Origin of the sequence: Dolichospermum circinale AWQC131C (assembly GCF_000426905.1) — a bacterium.
Taxonomy (GTDB): domain Bacteria; phylum Cyanobacteriota; class Cyanobacteriia; order Cyanobacteriales; family Nostocaceae; genus Dolichospermum; species Dolichospermum circinale.
This window is the reverse complement of sequence record NZ_KE384588.1, coordinates 59,071-80,763: the sequence shown is the minus strand read 5'-3', so window position 1 is coordinate 80,763 and position 21,693 is coordinate 59,071. Positions and strand designations below refer to the sequence as shown.

Below are 21,693 nucleotides of genomic sequence, written 5' to 3'. Positions count from 1 at the left end.
ACTATTATGGCAGATATTGCTTTCTTTGATCTTCCTAGTTACACCCGGATTGATACAACTCTAGGTTTAATTCAAGAACTCGCTCATAGAGGAGAAAAAATAGATTATTATTACTTCGATGAATTTCGAGATAAAATTGAATCAGCAGGTGCTAGATTTCAACCACTTCCTAGCATGAAACCTCCAGATTCAGATCCGACACTGCAATCGCGGTTGATAGAATATTGCTTAGATGCTGTACCAATTTTATTAGAAAATTTAAAAGTCAACCGTCCCAAATTAATTATTTTTCATGCTAAATGCTTATGGGCTGCTATCTGTGCGGATTTACTGAATATATCTAGCGTTTGCTTCCATACAAATTTTCTTCTACCACCTCATTTTTTGCCTCCATTACCATTGTTATTAGCAGCCTACCCGATTAATGATATTGTTAAACATTTACAAAGATTTTACCGACATCAACGACTTTGGCAGCAATTAACCCAAAAGTATGCAATAAAGACGATTCGCAAAAAAGATGTATTTCAACTACAACCAAATTCTATGAATTTGCGAGGTGATTTAAATATTGTTTATACATCGGAAATGTTTCAGATCCAGCGTTCATATTTCGATGCCAGTTATATTTTTACAGGACCTTGTTACAGTCAGAGAGCAGTTGATTCTCAATTTCCTTTACTAAAGAGTGCAGAAAAACCAATTATTTATATTTCACTAGGATCGGTGACATTATATAATTCTAAAACCTTTTTTTATCAACAATGTTTACAAGCTTTTGCAAATAGTGAGTATACGGTGGTAATGTCTGTAGGGAAATTTATAGATATTGCTGAATTGGGAAACATTCCCCCTAATTTTATTGTCAGTAACTATGTACCTCAGATGCAAGTGCTTCAACAAGCTAGTGTTTTTATTACTCATGGAGGAACTAATAGCACTTGGGAAGCATTAATTCACAAAGTACCACTGATTGTATTTCCCCAAGGAGGTGATCAATATTTAGTAGCTAATCGTGTAGAAGAATTAAATATCGGAGTATGGGTAAAACAGAAAAATATTGCTCCATTGAAATTGCGATCGCTTGTTGAACAGATTATCAAAGATGAAAAAATTCGTAGTAATATTGATCTATTAAGTGATTCTTTGATAACATCAGGTGGCACGCAAAAAGCAGTAGATAAAATTTTAGAATTTAAACAGAGGAACAGCATTTCTCATGTTTTACAATAGGACAAATTTTATTATCTGCATTAACTCAGTAAATTATAATTAACAGCAAAATGAAACTGACAACAGAAGCAATAAAAAGTTATGAAGAACAAGGATTTTTGTTCATTCCAGAGTGTTTTAGCCGTGAGGAAATATCAGTAATTTGTGATCAAATTCCCATGGTCATGGACGATGAAGCAGTTGGTCGTGTTTTAGAAGATGATCAAAAAACCTTACGGACTCTCTATGGAGTTCATCTCAATAACAAAATTTTCCGAGATTTAGTCCGTCACCCTCGTTTATTGGCAGTTGCACAACAACTTTTTGCCAGTGAATTGTACGTTTTTCGCAGTAAAATCGTCATAAAACCAGCTTTTACAGGAGGAATGTGGGGGTGGCATCAAGACTCTGCATTTGCACAATATTACGAACGAATTCCCTCACCAAAAGGAGGAAATGCCATCCTTTTCTTAGATGAAGTGAATGAATTTAATGGACCAGTATATTACATACCAGGTTCTCATCAACAGGGAATACTCGAAGCGGTAACTTCTGCTTCAACTACTAATTCATCCTTAGCAGTCGCTCCAGAAACGATTGCCAAATTTGCATCTGTGCAAGGAATAGTCGCACCGAAAGGTCTCGCGGGGTCGGTTTTGTTCGTACATTATGATACATTACATGGTTCTGTTGCCAATATTTCTCCCTGGGACCGCCGGAACTTTGTCATCACCTATAGCAGTGTTGAGAACAGCGCCCTTCCCAACAAAGAAAGACCAGCTTTTTTATCAAATCCCGATCTCACGCCATTAATAGCTCTTAGTCAAGACGAACTTGATCGCATATTTACTCAACAATAAACTTTTATTAGTAAAAATTTGTACAAATAATACAGTTATGGGGATCACTTGGAGTCGAGTTGTAATGAACCGGGAAACGGCAAAGCTACTAGAGAATTTGCCGTTTTCAAAATGGCGAGTATTAGAAGTTTCCGGCAAGAATTGGGAAACTTTTGGGTTTCAAGAGTATGAAAATATCCACTATCCAGAATATGATATTTGTTCTGCACCCTGGCCAAAAAAGTTTGATTTAATTATTGCAGAACAAGTTTTTGAGCATCTATTGTATCCCTATCGAGCCGGTCGCAATATTATTTCCATGCTTTCCCCAGGGGGGTATTTTCTGATCTCCGTTCCTTTTTTGGTAAAAATTCATAACTACCCTATAGATTGCACACGCTGGACGGAAACTGGACTCAAATACTTTCTCCATGAATGCGGATTTCCTCTAGATCACATTCAAACTGGTTCTTGGGGAAATCGCCAATGTATCATTGCTAACTTCTCTAAATGGGTCGAGTATGATCCTGTTTCTCATTCCCTAGATAACGAACCAGAATTTCCTTACCACGTCTGGGCATTAGCGCATTTATAACATGAGGCTAGAGTAAATATAGCAGTTGCTAGATAGATAAGAATTTACTGACAATATTGCCAAGATATTAACAATTCAGAATGATGAATTTTACAATCCCTCAAGAATATAACTTCCTATCTCGCTTTTACCGACTGGCATTTACGAATATTCTCTCTAGTATTGTTGTGCCGCTATCGGGTTTAATAGACCTAGCCTACTTGGGACATTTACCTGATATCCGTTATCTAGCAGGAGTTTCTTTAGCTACAATTCTCTTTAGCTACTTATACCGAGTTTTGAATTTTTTACGTTCTTCCAGCAATGGTATGACGGCACAAGCTGTAGGAACAGATGATCCAGAAGCCATACTATTAGTATTACTGCGGAATGGTCTGATTGCTTTGGGGATAGGTACACTTATCCTGATTCTTCAGTACCCTCTACAACAAGTAGGGTTTACCTTTTTAGTCGGTGCAACAGAGGTAAAAGATGCAGGTCTTGACTATTTTCAGGCTCGTATTTGGGGCGCACCTGCGGTTTTACTTAACTTTGTCTTAGTTGGTTGGTTTTTTGGCCGAGAACTTAATATTTTTGTGGTGCTGATATCTGTAATAGAAAGCCTAACTAATGTAGTGCTGGACTACTTATTTATTATTCGCTGGGGTTGGGCTAGTACAGGGGCAGGTTTAACTACAGCCATTAGCCAGTACGTAGCATTAATAATAGGTTTAATTATAGTTTGCTTCCACATTGATTGGTCAATTGTATCAGGTGTCATCCCAAAAGTCTTGAATTGGTCAGCTATTAAAGCTACCTTTAAGCTAAATGGAGATATGTTAGTGAGGAGTTTGGCCGTGGTCTCTACCTTTGCCATTTTTACTGAACTCAGTTCGGCAATGGGAACAGAGATACTAGCGGAAAATAGTGTTCTTATTCAAGCGGCAGCTTTTAATATGTTTGTTGTTCAAGGAGTGGGATTTGCCACCCAAAGCCTCACGGGAAACTTTAAGGGACAAGGTACATTACAGCAGCTACAACCATTACTAACTGTTAGTCTACTCACTAGCTTATTACTTTCAATTCCCATTGCTATCTTATATATTCTCTTTCCAGAAACTATCTTTGGACTATTAACCAACCACACTGAAGTAACTGCAAACATTTCTGACTATGTCAGATGGTTGTTACCATTTCAGGGCTTTTTTGCAGTTAATGTGATTCTGGAAGGATTCTTCGGAGGTTTAATCGCAGGAAGAACGTTACGTAATTCTGCCGTCATTTCCTTTGCAGGAGGTTTCATGCCTATAGCTATAACAGGCTGGTATTTTCACAGTAACCATCTTTTATGGTTAGCAATGATATTATTTTCAATAACCGCTATTGTGGTATTTTCATTTAAACTATTAGATACATTTACAACTGAAATAAAAATTCCTACCGTTTCTCCTACAACTACTGAATTAAGTTAGCTCAAAAGATACAGCACTTCCCGATGTTATAAGGTACAAGAACCCCACCCCCAACCCCCTCCCCGCAAGCGAGGAGGGGGCTTAAGATGTACCTTATAAAAGCGGAAACTTTTGTAATTAATTATACTCGCCAACCTAAAGGCGCGGGGAAACACTTGACGCTTGACTGACGGATGCTAACCGTTGCTAGTCTTACTATAGAAGATGTAGATAAAATACCGGCAATTAATGCTAAAATTTTATAAAATTTTAGCAAATGGGAAGGAATGATAACATTGACCGCAGATGAACACAGATAAATACAGATAAATACAGATAGTCATGTTACCATTGATGGTAGAAAAATTGCCAGATATTACCAGGAAAATTTATGAACTTTTATGATAAGCTGAACGGAGCGATCGCCCAAAATCAAAGTTTACTGTTTGTAGGACTAGATCCTAATCCAGAAATGCTCCCTGAGCGATATTCCCAGAAATCACATCCCAAAAGTATGATTGATAGTCTGTGGGATTGGTTGGAATTTACTATCACCCAGACCACTGATTTAGTATGTGCTTATAAACCCACTCTAGGATTTTACGCAGCTTTAGGTATTCCAGGATGGGAATTACTACAAAAAACTTTGAAAGCTATTCCTGCCCATATTCCGATTATATTAGATGCCAAACATAGCGATCTCAATACTAGTACAATTTTCGCTCAAACTGTTTTTGAAGAATGGCAGATTGATGCAATTACCTTGAGTCCTTATCCGGGACAGGATCACGTAGCCCCTTTTTTAGTTTATCCCGATAAAGCCGTTTTTATCTTGTGTACAACTTCCAATCCAGGTGCAGTGATTTTGCAGCAATATCCCACAGCCGAATCACCTTTTTATTTACAAGTAGTCAAAGAAGCAAAAAATTGGGGAACACCTGAACAACTGGGTTTAGAAGTAGGAACTATTCAGCCAGACATTTTAGCAAAAATTCGCAAGGAAGCACCAGAAAGAGTAATTGTAGCCCGCAGTATTTGGTCTGAAGGTGGTAATTTGAAAAACTTGCTATCAGCGGGATTAAATTATCATGGTGATGGGTTACTGCTTCCGGTTTCTCAAGATATGTTAGGAAGTGAACATTTATCTACACAACTGCAATCTTTAAGGGCGGAAATTAATCATCTCAGAACTGAAATTTCCCAAGAAAACTCTGTTTGTTCTGTCTGGTTTCCTGATGTTTGTTTGTTAAATCAACACCCACTTTTAGATTTGATTTTACAACTTTATGACATTGGTTGTATTATGTTTGGGGAGTTTGTCCAAGCTTCTGGCGCTACCTTTCCCTATTATATAGACTTACGCAAAATCATTTCCAATCCCCAAATATTTCATCAAATAGTGATTGCTTATGCAGAGATTCTCAAGCAACTAACTTATGATAGAATAGCAGGTATTCCCTATGGTTCTTTACCTACTGCTACTGGATTATCATTACATCTAAATTCCCCGATGATTTTCCCCCGCAAAGAAGTAAAAGCACACGGGACGCGCAAGGTAATTGAGGGTAATTTTAATCCCGGAGAAGTTGTTGTAGTTGTTGACGATATTCTAATCAGTGGTAAAAGTGTCATGGAAGGAGCAGAAAAGTTAAAATATGCAGGATTAAATGTCAATGATATTGTGGTATTTATTGACCATGAGCAAGGTGTAAAAGACAGGTTGCGAGAAAATGGCTATCAAGCACACGCGGTTTTAACAATTTCTGAAATCACAGAAACTTTATATGCAGCAGGCCGTATTAGTGAGGAACAATTTAAAACTTTAGTAGAAACAAATTAGACATTTCTGAATCCCTATTCTTGCTTAAGTCTTGGGTAATAATGATCAGAAAAATAGGGTAGCTAAATCCGCACTGAATTAATTTACTCAACAAATGTATAATTTAATTTAAGTACCAAAAAATTCTTTTTTAAAGGGTAATTAGGTTGACTTTCGCCGTCGAATGTGATATTTTTATAATGGGAATATATGCCTTAAATAAAATTTTGCTTATGCTCCATTATATTAATATAACTATCATAACACACCGAAATCCCAACTAACCCCAAAAATAAAAAATTTTTTTCAAAAAAACTTATCAAAAATTGTTCAAACCATAATATAAACTTATATCAAGTGAAAATTACGAATTTATACAGACAAATAAATGTATAATTTAATTTAAGTGCAAAAAATTCTTTTTTAAAGGGTAATTAGGTTGACTTGCACCGTCGAATGTGGTATTTTTATAATGGGAATATATGCCTTAAATAAAATTTTGCTTATGCTCCATTATATTAATATAACTATCGTAGCACACCGAAATCCCAACTAACCCCAAAAATAAAAAATTTTTTTCAAAAAAACTTATCAAAAATTGTTTAACCTATAATATAAACTTATATATAACCCACATTCCGTACTTATAGCACAGTTATTTGTAAGTTTCCATGATTGATCATGTCCTAATTACCGTGGCTACAGCTATATTTATAATAATGGTCATTATGTTATTAATTTAACCATTATTAATGAGATTTTGGAAATTTACGCCTATTAGATAATAAAGTGCGGAAAGTCAGATATAAAATTACCTATTACCTATTACCCATTACCCATTACCTATTACCCATTACCCATTACCTATTACCCATTACCTATAACCTGATTAAAAATGGCTATGATCTAAATGCCATTTTTGACCTTGCTAATTTTCAAAACATCAGTCATTGTTGCACAGTAATTTGGTAAATTGAAACTGCTAGGATTAATGGCATTAGCATAGTTAAAATGACGATAATTCATACAAAATCTATCCCACGCTGCCATTTGAATGCGAAATAAGACAATAATTAAATTAGCTAAACCCAAAGACAAAGGAATGCGGAAATAAATCTTTTTATTGAAATAAGCACAAACTTCTTCTATAGCTTGATTAACAGTTAGGGAAGATTGCCCCAAAACAAATCGGCGTGGATCTCCTGGTTGTGGTGGATAATCGCTTAAATATTGGATAATTGTGGCAATATCTCGGCCGTGAATGAAGTGAAAACTAGCATCTGCTTGTAAGAAACGAATGATATTAATATAGTTAGTAACTTCAGGAATACCAGAGGTGAGATGAGAATAGGGTTTTTTATCATCACCACCTAAAACTAAGGTAGGAAAAACTGTGGTAATTTTGGGAAAAATGGCTAACTTTTCAATTTGGTGTAAACAGTCATATTTAGAACGGATATAATCTGTACCAATTTCTCCGGCTTCTTTAAGTGGTTTGTTTTCGTTATTTAAAACACTGGCTGTGGAGAAATAAATTACCTGTTCACATTTTTCTGGATTTAGTAGGTTCATTAATTCTAGAGTTTTGAAGACATTAATATCAAAAATCTCCTCACCACCCCAAGAAGTGGCTGTTAATATAGCGATATCAATGGTTTTGAGTAAATTAGAGAATTTATCAATTTCTTGCATATCACCCTGAAGAATAGTGATACCTGGACGGACTGTAGTATCAACTTGGAGTTTATTGGGGTTTCTAACTAGAAGATACAATTCGTGATTGGTGTTTTGAATTAAGGCTTCGCTAATATAGTGACCGATACAGCCACTTGCACCTGTAACTAAAATACGTTTTTTGGTCATGAAATTGGATGTTGGGGTTTTTGGGTATGCTTGAGTTCAGTGCGTAATTGTAGCATGATTTGAGGAGATAGATCCCCAATTTCTCTAAGAAATCGGGGATCTGGGTGTTAGTTAAGTTATATTATATATTTTTTTAAATGAACCCCTCCAGACGCAGAGAAATGAGTTTTTGAGAGATTTTGCGTAAATCTTGATTAATTAGGGTAAAATTACAATAAAGCCTTGGTGGTGAGTCTATGCGTCAATGTCTTAATCCTGACTGTCTTTTTCCTAACCCTGATAATTTTCAATATTGTCAAAAGTGCGGTAATAAGTTACTTTTGCGTGAAAGGTATATACCTAAATCAATTTTAGGTCAGGGTGGTTTTGGTAGAACATTTTTAGCTATTGATGAGGATAAACCATCAAAACCTTATTGTGTAATTAAACAATTTTTACCCCAAGCACAGGGAACAGATAGTATTGAAAAATCATCCCAGTTGTTTGCACAGGAAGCACAACGTTTAGAGGAGTTAGGTAAGCATCCGCAAATACCTGAGTTAATGGCTTATTTTACATCCGATAATCGTCAATATTTAGTACAGGAATTTGTGAAAGGTGAAACTCTACAAACTGAGTTAGATAAAAATGGCGTTTTTTCTGAACAGCAAATTAGAGGATTATTAAGAGAACTGTTACAGATATTAGAGTTTGTTCATAGTCAACAGGTAATTCACCGAGATATTAAACCAGAAAATATTATTCGCAGTAGTGACAATCAGTTATTTTTAGTAGATTTTGGTGCGGCGAAAATAGTCAAACCACAGCAACGCACAGCTACAGGGACAATTATTGGATCTGCTGAATATTGCGCTCCTGAACAGTCAATGGGTAAACCATTATTTATTAGTGATTTATATAGTTTAGGGGTAACTTGTTTGCATTTATTAACAAGAATGAGTCCGTTTGATTTATATAGTCCAATGGAAGGGGAATGGGTATGGAGAGATTATTTAAATGGGAATCTGGTAAGTGATGAATTAGGAAAGATTTTGGAAAAATTAGCAAGTCCTATTGCGAAATATCGTTCTCAATCTGTAAAAAAAGTGATGCAGGAGTTATATTTTGTAGATCAAAAACCTAATTCTCAACCACCTTTTGACAAACCTGAAATATCTGTTATCAAAGTACCCAGTCAGTATCAAAAACTAGAGAAATTGTTAGCAGATGGTAAATGGAAAAAAGCAGATGAAGAAACAAGACGGATAATATTGACACTTGCTAACCGGGGAATACCAGGTTATTTAACCATAGACAATGTTCTTGATATTCCCAGTCAAGACATTAGCATTATAGACAATTTATGGGTAAAGAATAGTAATGGACGCTTTGGTTTTTCTGTACAAAAGCAGATTTATGAAAGTGTGGGGGGAACAACAACTTACAACCACCAAATCTGGAATAAATTTATAGATAAGGTAGGATGGAGAAAAGAAGAAAATTTACTCTCTGATAATGAAATTACCTTTGACATAAAAGCACCAAAAGCGCATCTTCCCTTTTTTCCCGTAGGTTCGATATGGTGGTGGAAAGTAGTTATTAGTTTGTATTCTCAAGATGATTACTGGAAAGCGGTTATAATAGTTCTGATCTTGCGTTCATAATAGTAACAAGAAAATGATCATCTTCCTGAATACACAGAATCCGATTTAACAGATACTTTTGGGTAAAATTCGGGAAATTTCTGAAGGAAAATTAACAAGAATTAGACAAAATCTAGCAAATTGGATTTTAAAAGATTAAGTATATTTTGATGATTAAAGGATATTTCCTCATCTATGTTTATCTTTGTTTATCTGCGTTCCCCAAAAATCAGGTGGGAAAAACCCACCCAAAAAATCAAACAGAAACTAAACCAAAGCGTTGAGGTTTTTTGCGGTTTCAAAAAAGAAAGCCACATTTTCCTCTGGAGTTTCTGGTAATACACCATGTCCGAGATTAAGGATGTGTCCCCAATTACCGGCTTTACGAACAGTGTCAATAACACGCTCCCGGATAAATTCCTGAGAACCAAATAATACACCAGGATCAAGATTACCCTGTACTTTCACGTGCTTACCTAATCTGGTTCGTGCATCTGCCATATCTACTGTCCAGTCTACAGTAATAATATCAGCGCCGGAGGTTGCCATTCTTTCCAAAAGTCCGGCGCTACCTGTCACCAACAAAATTAATGGTGTGTCAGGATGAGTTTGTTTCACCTTCTCGAATACCATTTTTTGATAAGGTAGAGCAAAGGTATCATAATCTTGAGGGCTTAATTGTCCAGCCCAAGAGTCGAACATTTGTACCACTTGAGCGCCACAATCAATTTGATAGCGCACATAATCTGCTATAGACTCAGCTAATTTAGTTAATAGCTGATGTAGAACAGTGGGATCTGAGAAGGCCATGTTTTTGATAATGGAATAGGTTTTAGAACCTTTACCTTCTACCGCATAAGCTGCTAAAGTCCAAGGTGCGCCAACAAAGCCTAACACCGTTGATTGATTACCTACTTCCTGCCGTAATGCTTGCAAGATCGTTTTGATAAACGGCAGTGCTGTTTCTGGATCTAAGGAATGCAGTTGATCAACTTGTTGTTTAGTGCGTATGGGCGAATAAATAATTGGTCCTTTCCCTTCCGCAATATCCATGTCAATCCCCATTCCTGGTAGGGGGGTGACAATATCGGAAAATAAAATTACTCCGTCGGGTTGAAAAGCTCTCCAGGGTTGGAGGGAAACTTCAATCGCTACTTCGGGGATTTCCGAGCGATCGCGGAAAGAAGGATATTTGTCCCGTAAATTCCGATATGCTTGCATATAGCGTCCCGCTTGTCGCATCATCCATACGGGGGGACGGTCTACTTGTTCACCACGGGCAGCGCGGAGGAGGAGAGGATCCGTTGACGAAAAACCCATTTAACAACTTGCCTTTATTTGCACTTTTATATGTCACCATATAGCTTATCATTCTCAGATTACCGTTGATCCGCTTGAGGGTTAATCAACGGTTTAATTCCGCTTCTTTATTTTTGTCCAGATTAAGAATATTTACTGCCGCATTTGTACTTTTTACCTAATTACATTCAATATAAGTAATTCTTTTTACATTTTTGAGCGGTTTCGGAAGCTTCTAACAAGTCTTGTCTATGTATTTATGGCTTAAATCAACTGTTAATGGTTCAAAATCTGCGAATTTTAGTGCCAATTGTTTTTTGATATTATCAGAACGAGTAGGGTGAGAGAGTAATTGTTGTAATAATTGAATCCCGCGTTTTTGTAGCTCCTGTGCAGTGGCTGTTTCTTGCAAACAGACAAACACTTTGATCAGAGATTGCAAGATTTCTAGGTACAACTCTGGAAAATCTTCCGGTGAGAGAGTGGACAGTGCCAGTTGGTATTCAGATATAGCATCATGCCAATAATCACGAAGTGCGAGATCTTTTTTCCCTTGCTCGTAGTAAGTATTAGCGATAGCTATATGTAATCTTGCCCAACCCTCCGGGTGAGTATCTGGACGAAGGTGTTTCAACCCCTCTTGATAACTTGCTAACTTACCTTCATAGCCACCTAAATTGAGAGCGGGATTAGATCTAGAAATGTTACTAACTACAATCAATGATGATTGGTAAGAGTTGAGATTAGCCGCAGCTACACCACGACCAAGCCAAGCCTCCCAATAGTCTATTTTAATTTGTAAAGCATTGTCATAACAAGAAATAGCTTGGGCGAAACGTTCTAAGTAAAATAGGGCTACAGCTTGATTATACCAAGCGGGGTGAAAATCAGGTTTAATGGCTATGGCTTTTTGATAGGAAGCGATCGCCTCTTGACGATTACCTAAGTTTTCAAAGGACACACCCCGGTTATACCAAGCCAAATAAAATTCAGGTTGAATAGAGAGGGCTTGATCATAACTAGCAATTGCTTCTGCATATCTTTTTAAATTAAATAGGACTATACCCCGATCAATCCAGACTTCATGATGGTCCGGTTGTAGATTCAGGGCTTGATCATAAGCGGCGATCGCCTCAGTAAATCGGTGTAAATGAAAGAGAACTAACCCCTGATGCCACCAATATTCATAAACTTGAGGTTGTAGTTGACTAGCGCATTGATACAAAGCCAAAGCGGCTAATAAATTCCCCGATTTAGCTTGCTGGAGACCTTGAGAAAATAAAGTTTCCGCCTGACGAGGAACAAATATTTCTGATCTTAGTTGAACAATCTGACGATCACGAATTGCCAAATCTGAAGCTAACTGCTCAACGAGATTAGTGCTTTGCTCCAACCGTACCATCAACTCATCTAAAGTGGATGCTAACTGGGGTTGTATCGCTATCAAGCTTTCTTTGTGGGGAGCTAATGGATCTGCAAATACTTCCTCAAAATTTTCGGGACGTTTCTCAATTGTATAGTCGCCACTGTGAGAGCCAGTTACCGTCTTAGTCTTTTCTTTTGTAGTATTTTTAGACAAAGACTTACTGGTTGACCCTGTAGAGGAATTTGTCAATAAGTCGTCAATCAGTTGGGATACTGATTGGTCAGTAATAGTATCCACATCTGGAACCGCCCATAATTCTTCACCAAATTGGCGAGGTAATTCTTGACCAGGACTATCTAGCTCCTTTGGAGTGGATATAGGAATCTCCAAGTCCTGTGATTCTTGATCGCGCTCCAGGTCTTGGTTCATGTTGCGCCACAATAGCTGAATCCCAATATCATGGGACAAGTTGCCAACCTCACCAATACCCAACTCACCCAATTGAACCATCCGCTGGGCTAATTCATGATTAGGCGCGGGAGAAGATAGTAATTTGTCGCCATAGGTTAACAGCCAATCTAGCCAACGGTCAACAGTAATTCTTGGTTCCATTCGTTGCAAATACTTTAGCGCCCACCGTTCCCCTCGTGCTTGATTGACTCCTTCCAAAAGTTCGTTAAATAAAAACTCTAGATCCGCACTCGTAAGTTCTGGTGGCTGTTCTGCCACCAGATTACCTTGACTAGTCTGGGGGTTGATGATCCCCATACTGTCAAAGATGTATTGTAAAAATTCGTTAAGCCCCTGCAATAGCCACGTTAACATCTGCCAATTTATTGAAATTTTTTTCTTCTTGATTGTAGCTATCGTCGTGTCTAAAAGATCATTAATTACGTAATCAACTCCAAAATTGAGGTTTAATTACGTAAAATTATTGATGGCTACACTGAGTAAATCAAACTTAGTGATTAAGGTTAGTGACGAGGAGATGGAGTCAGAGACTCTTCCTGTCACTAATCTTGATTATACAGAAGATTTATTAGCTTCATGATACTGATTAACTAAGGCTTGAATAATTTCTTCGGGATGATATGTTTCCATCCCTAGTTCTTGAGCAAGTTGCTGACATAGGTTTTCATCATCTTGCAACATCATGAGTAACTCATCTAGCGTAACAGTTTTGTATTCTTCTGTCGTTAGTTCTGCCGTTTTGGTCGCTATTGAAGGATTATTTTGTACTATATCTGGTCCGTCATATTCCCAAATTGGCTCTCCTGGATTGCGTGTTAAGATCTTCATACCTATATCGTAGGACAGATTACTGATTTCCCCAACTCTCAATTCACCGAGTTGAACTAATCTAGCTGCTAATTCATGATGAGGTCTAGAGGATGCTAATAATCTTTCCCCAAAGCGATTTAACCATTCTAACCAGCGCTCCGTGCTGACACGATGCTCAAGATTATCTAGCCATTTTTGTGTCCAGGTTTGTCCCTTGACTTGATGAACTCCTTCTAAAAGTTCTGTAAATAGAAATTCTAAATCTGTATCACTCAGGGGTGGTGCTACTGATTTTGAAACTTGTTCTCCAGGGGGGGTGAGATTTTGTTTACCAGCAAACAAGCGCCGGAAAAATTTTTTGATCCATTGAATTAGTTGCTTGAGCATCTGCGGCACCATTGATGTTGCTTCTTTAAATTTTAACGATATCAGTAAGTAGTACGGTGGTCAGGGAATGGGAAAATGCCATAACTTGTTAGAATAATCAAACCCTTAATTTACCAGGGATATACGGATTTAAACCTGTTTCCATGTCTTACGAACCGCTGCACCATAAGTATCGGCCAAAAAGTTTTGCTCAACTGGTGGGTCAGGAAGCGATCGCTACTACCCTAACTAATGCTATTCTTTCAGCAAAAATCGCCCCTGCTTATTTGTTCACTGGCCCTAGAGGTACAGGAAAAACTTCCAGTGCGAGAATTTTGGCTAAATCTCTCAATTGTCTGCAAGGTAACCAACCCACACCCGAACCCTGCGGAGTTTGCGAAATTTGTCAGGGAATTACTAAAGGCTATTCTACAGATGTGATTGAAATTGACGCTGCTAGTAATACTGGTGTTGATAATATTCGGGAACTGATTGAAAGGGCGCAATTTGCTCCCATGCAGTGTCGGTATAAAGTTTATGTGATTGATGAATGCCATATGTTAAGTACCGCAGCCTTCAACGCATTACTTAAAACCCTAGAAGAACCACCTAAGCACGTTGTTTTTGTTCTAGCAACAACAGACCCACAAAGAGTGTTACCAACAATTATTTCTCGTTGTCAAAGGTTTGATTTTAGGCGGATTCAACTAGAGTCCATGGTAAAACATCTAACTCACATTGCTTCCCAAGAAAATATTAATATTTCCCATGAATCTTTGACATTGGTGGGACAAATTGCCCAAGGGGGATTAAGAGATGCAGAAAGTTTACTAGATCAATTAGCATTAGTCAATGGAGAAGTGACACCGGATAAAGTTTGGGATTTAGTGGGTTCAGTCAGTGAAAAAGACTTACTGGGACTATTAGAAGCCATCAGTCAAGATCAGGCTGAGATAGTATTAGACTTTACCCGAAAAATCTTAGATAGAGGCAGAGAACCCCTAATAATTCTCCAAAATCTCGCCGCTTTTTACCGGGATTTTCTGATAGCGAAAACCGCCCCCAGTCGTCAAGATTTAGTTACCTGTACCCAGTCAACTTGGACATCATTAGTGAACTTTGCCCAAAAATTTGACACCAGTACCATCCTACTGGGACAACAACACCTGAGAACAGCAGAAGTACAACTAAAAAACACCACTCAACCCCGGTTATGGTTAGAAGTAACATTACTGGGATTATTACCCAGTGCCAATATTCAAATCCCAACCACAAATATTTCCCAAAATATTTCCCAGCGAGTTAATACTACTCCTGTCACTACACCACCAATATATACACCCACAAATCACAATTCACCTGTTAATTTTTCACCACCAGCCCCAGAACCTTTACCCGTACCAGCACCAGTACAGCCAGTTAGGGAAGATTCACAATACGACTTAACACAACTTTGGCAACAAGTGCGTGGACATATTCAACAGCTACCCACCCAGGCATTACTAGGACAAATGTGTCATTTAATTGAGTTTGACGGTTCTATTGCCCGTGTAGGGGTAAAAGCAGTTTGGTATGACAAAGTGAAATCCTATGTACCTGTGATTACTACGGCATTTAGACAAGCGTTTCAGCAGGAAATACAAGTCACTCTGGAAAAAGCTACTGGCGCAAGTGTGATATCAACGAGAAGAAATCCACCGGGACAAAATTCTCCTCCCGTTCAACAACAACAACCCACACCACAGCCACCCACAGTCGCAGTACAGCCAGTATCTACAGTATCTACAGTACCACCCGCACCTGTCAAAACTCAGCCGATTGTCACCAATACAGGGACAACACAAGCTATTGCTTCTGCTGCAAAAGTCGAACCACCACCATCAAATTGGGATCACGATGGTGTACTCAAAGCTGCGGAAAGTTTAGCCAAATTCTTTTCTGGAGAAATCATCCGTGTGACAGATGATAGCTTCCATTTAGCTAACTCCGTTACTTCTACGGAAACTCATGAAATATATGAATCTTATGTTGATGATGAATATGCTTGAAAAATACAGCAGGGGGGTGGGTACTGTCTGTTTTAATCATCTGCGCGTAGGAGTTTGCGGTAAAAATTCGGAGAAAAATCTATACAACGATATCGCTTATAGTTTTGCAAGAGTTCAATTAAAAAACTCACAAATTCAAAATTGGCCATCATAACTTCATAGGTTAGTTCAGGATTACCATCAAACTGCATCCGACAACGGATTAAATCCGAGGGTAATGTGGTAATATTCCAAGTAGCAATAAAGGGAATATTGTTACCGCATTCAATTTTTCGGTATCCCTCTAAAACACCTTTTTGATAAAGACTAAGGGCATAGGGTAATAAATTTCGCTTACTCAACTGAATATACGGTATATAAACGGTTGTTTGTTCTTTATTTACAGCTTGAAGTTGATCAATAGACATGATTGCAAATTCCTGAAATTAACCAATAATAAAGACATTTATATCTCTTTTATTGTTTCCACACAACTAGAGGCGATAAAATTCTTGAACATTTTGGTATTCTGTCATGATGATTTTTCATTGTAAATAAGGTTCAAACTTTAAATACGTTCCTCCCAGTCCTTCCACAATTATTCTTGTATTAGCGTCCATCATTTTCTGATAGGTGTCTCCGTCAGTCCCCGCTGCACCTAGTCCATTGATATAAAGTGGTCTTGGAAAAACCTTAACATTAGCTTCTCTGGCTACAGATTCAAGTAAATTAGAGTTAGTTATTGTATCTGCAAAAATTGTTGGTACATTAGCTTTTTCAATATCCATAGCGAAATTTTCGATTTCTGTATATGTCAGGTTTTCGATATTTCTGATTTTAGCTAAATTTACTGAATATGGAATTTTATAAGCCTCGACGTAATAAATCATTGCTGTGTTGAAGGTGATTAACTTGCGATTTTTAGCAGGAATAGTATCTAGTCTTTTCTTAATCCAATTATCAATTTGATTTATTTCTCGGATGACTTTTTTAGTATTTTTACTATAGATATTTTTATTATTTGGTGCTAATTTAACTAAATTATTATTAATAATTTTTACCATTTTTATGGTATGATTAGGATTATGCCAAATCTGGGGTTTTATCAGTTTAATTTTGCTCGAATTTTTGACAGCACTTTCAGCAACAGCAATTTTTGTATAAGAGTTTGTATTTGTGGTAGATTTAATGATTTTCATTAAACCTGGTTCAAAATTATAACCATGATATAAAACCAAATTAGCACTTTCGATAACTCGACTATCTTCCGGTATGGGTTTATAGGTTAAGGGGTTCATACCAGGAGGGATTAAACATATCAGGTTAATTGTATTTCCAGCAACTTGTTTTGTTAAATCACAAATTACGCTATTAGTTGCTACTACTATGGGTAAGTTATTATTAATAGTCGAATTTCTTTGATTATATATTGTACTAATATTTCTATTTCCACAGCCAAATAATCCTAATATGAAACCGAAAATGGTGGTTTTTAATAAATGGGTAGATATTTTTTTTCCTAACATGATTTATTGTCGCCTATAAATATCTGCAAAGTTCCAGAATTTAAACTTTTTCAGAGTTTGATTATCATATCAATTAATTAATAAAGACACAGCAAATCTGTATCTTTATTAATTAGTCTAACTTAATTAAGCCCAATCATAGGCAATTTACCTTGTAACTTATCTAAATTGGTTTGAACGCAATTAGCGCAACTACAACCAGTTTTTTCTATCAGAGAATGTGTAATCTTATTTATTTGCGGCATTGTTAAATCAAGATTCGCTTGAGTAGATAATACCGCAATTGTATTTGCAGCAGGTGTAGCTTTCAAAGAAGCCTGTGCTGGGTTGAATAGTAATAGCAGAGATGCTAAAAATGCGGGAAAAGCAAGTAAAATCAGTTTTACTATGTTCATAATTGCTCGTGAGGTACAAAGTTTTTTAGTTTTAGGGAACAGGTTACAGGTTACAGGGAACAGGGAATAAATTGGTATGTACTTCATTAGACTGGGAAACGATATAAACTTGTCAATTATTAACGTAAGTTGATAGTTAGGGAAAATGTCATAATCAGGATATCCAAGATTAAAGGATGAAAACAGAAAATTACCCATTACCCATTACCAATTACCTATTACCAGCCTCAACTAGATAACTAGTAACTTGAGTTATCAGAGGATTTTCTTACCAGTTAATACTTCTCTTACTTCTAACATGGCCGAATAGGTGGGGAGAATGTGTAAAGTTTCATTTGCTGGTGTATGCTCTAGAGCAGTAGCGATCGCTTTGTGCAAATCTGACTCTACAATCAGGTTAATATCACTATCGAGAGATTCTTGACTATAACGCAAACGTAAGGCCATATCATACACACGGTCGCCACTCACAATCAAGGTTCCTCCTCTTGCTACCAACTTTTCCGTATCCACGTCCCAAATCCATGATACATCAGTACCATCGGGGGTTCTGTCATTCAAGACCAATAAAGTAGTTTTATCGGTACTTTGAGTAACGACGCGAATAGTTTCGTTTGTACCTACGGGATTTTTAGATAATAAAATCCGTACTCGTTTACCGTCAATAAATAAATCTTCAGCGCGACCAAAAGCGGCTTGAAAATCGTTAATTGTATCTCTGATAATAACATCATCAATTCCTAATTCTTTTGCTGCTGTAACTGCGGCCAAAGTATTATATTTATTGTACAAACCGATAAGAATTTGTGGCCATTTGCGACTTACTAATGCGGGTTGACCTTTAGTAAAACCACAACTAGGACAAGTAAAATCTCCCAAGTGGGATAAATAAACCCCTTGATAGTCTAAAGCATGGCCGCATCTAGGACAATAGATAGAATCAACAGCGTGAGGAATAGCTTCTAAATAATTTTCTGGTTCATTTAAACCAAAAAATAAGACTCTTTGTGGTAACTGTTGACCCAAATATGATAAAGTTGGATCATCAGCATTGGGAATAACTACGGTTGTTTCTGGTAAGGTCGAAATTACCTTTGTCCACCGCTTACTAATACTATCTACTTCTCCATATCTATCTAATTGGTCCCGGAACAGATTTAAACAGAGAATAATTCGAGGTTGTAGCGGTTTCAAAACCTTGGGAACTATATTTTCATCAACTTCTAAAATTGCATAATCTATATTTAACTTTCCCAACAGATTAGCATTGTCTATCAAAGCAGTTGCTAAACCGTTTTCCAGATTCGCGCCTGTAGAATTATGGGCAATACGAAACCCCTTTCGTTGTAAAATGGTGCATAACAGCAAAGCAGTAGTAGTTTTTCCATTTGTTCCCGCAATAATAATTACCCCGTGTTTAACTTGCTGACTCAATAATTGCAAAATTCGGGGTTCTATACGTCGCGCAATAGCACCTGGTAAAACACTAGCAGCACCAAGACGCAGTGACCTGACCAAAAACGTCACGCTTTTGGCTATTGATACCGCAAAACCCAAGGTAAGTCTACTGATAAATTTTATTTTTTTACCCACAGTCATGATTTATGAATAAGGTGATCATTGTCAAAAGCATTTGAAACTGTAAATTTAACTAACTATAACGATTTTGAATGGGTATGTGTATCCGTAGACATAACATCTTTATTTTCTCTTCCTCCATGATCTCTGGGTCTAGTGTGGTTCATTAAAAAAAATCAAATAGGATTATTATAGAGAAGATAACATCAAAAGGAGACAAGGAGACGGGAAACAGGGAAATAGGGAAACAAGAAAAGATGATTTTTTTCAATGACCACTGACCACTGACCACTGACAACTGACAACTGACAACTGACAACTGACCACTGACAACTAACCAATGACAAATACAAGGTTTCTGTGAATGAATATCATAAAGTGGCTTTTTTTACAAACTCAAATAATTACTAACTGGAGACGGTTAGTATCTAAATGCTTATTACTACTTCCTTTGCTATTCATAATTAGTATACAGCCCGCAATGGCAGGTATTAAAGATGATCGTTATGATGGTAATATTTTTGTAATTTATGCTGGTAATGGTTCTTTAGTTCCTGCCAAAGAAACACTAGCACAGACATTAGCAGAACACAAACCAGCCCTAGTCACATTTTACATTGATGATAGTAGCGACTGCAAGAAATACGCCCAAGTTGTTTCCGAGGTACAAGCATTCTATGGACGCGCAGCGGAGATTATTCCTATCAGCGTTGATACCATTTTAGCTGACAAGACCTATCAACCGACAGAACCAGGATATTATTATTCAGGGGGTGTTCCTCAAGTTGTAGTTTTTGACCAGTCGGGTAAAGTAGTCTTGAACAAAAAAGGTCAAGTACCTTTTGCAGAAATAGACGACAAATTTAGAGAAATATTTGATTTATTACCTCGCACTGAGTCAGTCGAGTTAAAACGACGTTCTGCTAAACAGTTTAGTAGTCAGTTAGAAGATCAATAATAGTTCTTAATGTATCGTCATTCTCGACTAGAATTACCGTAACCTGGATTAAGGTCATTTGTAAGGCGATTAAGGCAGGTTAGGATATTATGGCTTATTCTTGGTTTAAAGCATTTCATATTATTGGCTTTGTGGTTTGGTTCGCGGGGTTATTTTACCTAGTTCGGTTATTTATCTACCACGTTGAAGCCAACCAAGAACCAGAACCAGCAAAAACGATACTGAAAAACCAGTATCAAATCATGGAAAAGCGTCTTTATGATATTATAACTACCCCTGGGATGTTAGTAACAGTAGCGATGGCTATTGGTATCTTATCTACAAACATGGATATTTTACAAGAACCCTGGCTACATTTCAAATTAGCGTTTGTAGCTGTTTTAATTGGCTATCATCATTATTGTGGGAGACTCATGAAGCAGTTAGCAGCGAATGAATGTAAATGGAGTGGTCAAAGTTTACGCGCTTTGAATGAAGCACCAACGCTTTTACTAGTTGTAATTGTCATGTTAGCTATATTCAAGAACAACTTACCCACCGACATGACAGCCTGGTTAATTTTCGGTTTAGTGGTTTTCATGGCAGTGAGTATTCAACTTTACGCAAAAATCCGCAGACGCAATAAAGAGAAGCTGACAGCAGAATTAAATCAAATTCCCCAAGGGTAATACTATATTGATCTGCGCCTGGGTGGGAAACAAAAAACGATTTACCTGAAAATAGCTGTAACTACTTACTGTAAGCGAACAGTTCCAGCCTCACAATCCCGTAACCATAGTTTAACACCTTGAGCGATCGCACCATAACTACTATTTCTGGGTGGTGCGATAGGAGGTTTAACTGGATACTCACTGGTTTGAGAAAACATCATCACCACACTCCAACCAGTGTTAGTTTTTGTCAAAAATAGCCTGTGAAATTCTTGTAATTCTACAGGTTTTTTATTGAGATATTTTCTCTCTAAGGTTGTAAAGAAAACCTGTTCTACTCCTTCTGTGTTATAGTTATTCCCATGATCAATACCAGGATTTAATGGTAAAGATTCAAACTCTGGTTTACCCGCAGCTAAAATATAGGAAAAAGTATCAACACTCCTTTTCAGAGGACGCGCACGTTGGGTAACACGGTTAGCATAGCCAGGTAAATCTAACATTAATTGAGTTGTTAAAGTTTCTAAACTTTTTTGAGAACAGGAGTTAGTAACTTGGGGACTTACAGATTTAGGAGTAATACTTTTCGCAATTAGAGGATAATAAAATCCAGGAGCAATAAATAACCATAAATTACAGGCTATCAAATATAAGCACCAAAAACCAGGAGGGAAATTTACTTCATTCTTCCTTGTTCTTTTTTCCTCTTCGATTTCTAAACTCCAGTCAAGGTTTAGCATTGCTCGTTTTTGTCATCATATAAATTGTAAATAATAGCATTTCCCATCCTCATAGGTACAGGAATTAGGAAGGAAACGCAGATAAACGCAGATAAACGCAGATGATTTTGTACCTCCACAACTTATT

Annotated in this window: 18 protein-coding genes; 9 read left to right on the top strand and 9 right to left on the bottom strand. The window is 37.2% G+C overall.

Annotation, left to right across the window (positions count from 1 at the left end; translation table 11 throughout):
* Positions 1-6: 6 nt before the first annotated feature.
* The 5 genes from ACIR131C_RS0101565 to ACIR131C_RS0101545 all read left to right on the top strand — a co-directional run bounded on the left by ACIR131C_RS0101565 (position 7) and on the right by ACIR131C_RS0101545 (position 5,916).
* A complete protein-coding gene (locus tag ACIR131C_RS0101565; RefSeq protein ID WP_028088794.1) occupies positions 7-1,233 on the top strand; it encodes a macrolide family glycosyltransferase in 1,227 nt (408 codons plus the stop codon).
* A 50-nt stretch (positions 1,234-1,283) separates the two neighbouring features.
* Positions 1,284-2,072, top strand: a complete 789-nt coding sequence (locus tag ACIR131C_RS21625; RefSeq protein ID WP_051347465.1) for a phytanoyl-CoA dioxygenase family protein — start codon at positions 1,284-1,286, stop codon at positions 2,070-2,072.
* A 37-nt stretch (positions 2,073-2,109) separates the two neighbouring features.
* Positions 2,110-2,646, top strand: coding sequence for a class I SAM-dependent methyltransferase (locus ACIR131C_RS0101555; RefSeq protein ID WP_081677145.1), 537 nt, complete (start codon positions 2,110-2,112; stop codon positions 2,644-2,646).
* An 80-nt stretch (positions 2,647-2,726) separates the two neighbouring features.
* Positions 2,727-4,097 carry a guanitoxin biosynthesis MATE family efflux transporter GntT gene (gntT, locus tag ACIR131C_RS0101550; RefSeq protein WP_231395370.1) on the top strand — a complete coding sequence of 457 codons (1,371 nt, stop codon included), beginning with the start codon at positions 2,727-2,729 and terminating at the stop codon, positions 4,095-4,097.
* Between the two features lie 370 nt (positions 4,098-4,467).
* Positions 4,468-5,916 (top strand): bifunctional orotidine-5'-phosphate decarboxylase/orotate phosphoribosyltransferase, encoded by a 1,449-nt coding sequence (locus ACIR131C_RS0101545; protein WP_028088791.1) that lies wholly within the window; start codon positions 4,468-4,470, stop codon positions 5,914-5,916.
* An 885-nt stretch (positions 5,917-6,801) separates the two neighbouring features.
* Here ACIR131C_RS0101545 and ACIR131C_RS0101540 read toward each other — a convergent pair.
* Entirely contained in the window at positions 6,802-7,758 is a 957-nt protein-coding gene (locus tag ACIR131C_RS0101540) for an NAD-dependent epimerase/dehydratase family protein (RefSeq protein WP_028088790.1), read from the bottom strand.
* 236 nt (positions 7,759-7,994) lie between these two features.
* Between ACIR131C_RS0101540 and ACIR131C_RS21620 the strand changes: the two genes are divergently transcribed.
* On the top strand, positions 7,995-9,401 hold the full coding sequence (locus ACIR131C_RS21620; RefSeq protein ID WP_051347463.1) for a serine/threonine-protein kinase: 1,407 nt from the start codon (positions 7,995-7,997) through the stop codon (positions 9,399-9,401).
* Positions 9,402-9,647: 246 nt separating this feature from the next.
* Here the strand turns inward: ACIR131C_RS21620 and hemE are convergent, their stop codons facing one another.
* The 3 genes from hemE to ACIR131C_RS0101520 all read right to left on the bottom strand — a co-directional run bounded on the left by hemE (position 9,648) and on the right by ACIR131C_RS0101520 (position 13,713).
* On the bottom strand, positions 9,648-10,700 hold the full coding sequence (gene hemE, locus ACIR131C_RS0101530; RefSeq protein ID WP_028088789.1) for a uroporphyrinogen decarboxylase: 1,053 nt from the start codon (positions 10,698-10,700) through the stop codon (positions 9,648-9,650).
* 214 nt (positions 10,701-10,914) lie between these two features.
* Positions 10,915-12,870: a tetratricopeptide repeat protein gene (locus tag ACIR131C_RS21615; RefSeq protein WP_155962967.1), complete on the bottom strand. Its 1,956-nt coding sequence runs from the start codon at positions 12,868-12,870 to the stop codon at positions 10,915-10,917.
* A gap of 198 nt (positions 12,871-13,068) precedes the next feature.
* On the bottom strand, positions 13,069-13,713 hold the full coding sequence (locus ACIR131C_RS0101520) for a hypothetical protein (protein ID WP_231395369.1): 645 nt from the start codon (positions 13,711-13,713) through the stop codon (positions 13,069-13,071).
* 143 nt (positions 13,714-13,856) lie between these two features.
* Here ACIR131C_RS0101520 and ACIR131C_RS0101515 point away from each other — a divergent pair, with 143 nt between their 5' ends.
* Positions 13,857-15,740, top strand: a complete 1,884-nt coding sequence (locus ACIR131C_RS0101515; protein ID WP_028088787.1) for a DNA polymerase III subunit gamma/tau — start codon at positions 13,857-13,859, stop codon at positions 15,738-15,740.
* 32 nt (positions 15,741-15,772) lie between these two features.
* Here ACIR131C_RS0101515 and ebsA read toward each other — a convergent pair whose 3' ends face one another.
* The 4 genes from ebsA to ACIR131C_RS0101495 all read right to left on the bottom strand — a co-directional run bounded on the left by ebsA (position 15,773) and on the right by ACIR131C_RS0101495 (position 19,239).
* Positions 15,773-16,147, bottom strand: coding sequence for a type IV pilus biogenesis protein EbsA (gene ebsA, locus ACIR131C_RS0101510; protein ID WP_028088786.1), 375 nt, complete (start codon positions 16,145-16,147; stop codon positions 15,773-15,775).
* Between the two features lie 117 nt (positions 16,148-16,264).
* Positions 16,265-17,245: a metal ABC transporter solute-binding protein, Zn/Mn family gene (locus tag ACIR131C_RS0101505; protein ID WP_196811706.1), complete on the bottom strand. Its 981-nt coding sequence runs from the start codon at positions 17,243-17,245 to the stop codon at positions 16,265-16,267.
* A 122-nt stretch (positions 17,246-17,367) separates the two neighbouring features.
* Positions 17,368-17,640 (bottom strand): hypothetical protein, encoded by a 273-nt coding sequence (locus ACIR131C_RS0101500; RefSeq protein ID WP_028088784.1) that lies wholly within the window; start codon positions 17,638-17,640, stop codon positions 17,368-17,370.
* Between the two features lie 255 nt (positions 17,641-17,895).
* Complete coding sequence (locus tag ACIR131C_RS0101495) at positions 17,896-19,239, bottom strand: Mur ligase family protein (RefSeq protein WP_035371361.1); 1,344 nt, start codon at positions 19,237-19,239, stop codon at positions 17,896-17,898.
* A 343-nt stretch (positions 19,240-19,582) separates the two neighbouring features.
* Here ACIR131C_RS0101495 and ACIR131C_RS0101490 point away from each other — a divergent pair, with 343 nt between their 5' ends.
* Both ACIR131C_RS0101490 and hemJ read left to right on the top strand, forming a co-directional pair.
* Positions 19,583-20,176, top strand: a complete 594-nt coding sequence (locus tag ACIR131C_RS0101490) for a thylakoid membrane photosystem I accumulation factor (RefSeq protein WP_028088782.1) — start codon at positions 19,583-19,585, stop codon at positions 20,174-20,176.
* A gap of 89 nt (positions 20,177-20,265) precedes the next feature.
* Positions 20,266-20,844, top strand: a complete 579-nt coding sequence (gene hemJ / locus ACIR131C_RS0101485) for a protoporphyrinogen oxidase HemJ (RefSeq protein WP_028088781.1) — start codon at positions 20,266-20,268, stop codon at positions 20,842-20,844.
* Positions 20,845-20,909: 65 nt separating this feature from the next.
* Here the strand turns inward: hemJ and ACIR131C_RS0101480 are convergent, their stop codons facing one another.
* Positions 20,910-21,566: a hypothetical protein gene (locus tag ACIR131C_RS0101480; RefSeq protein ID WP_028088780.1), complete on the bottom strand. Its 657-nt coding sequence runs from the start codon at positions 21,564-21,566 to the stop codon at positions 20,910-20,912.
* Between the last annotated feature and the right edge of the window lie 127 nt (positions 21,567-21,693).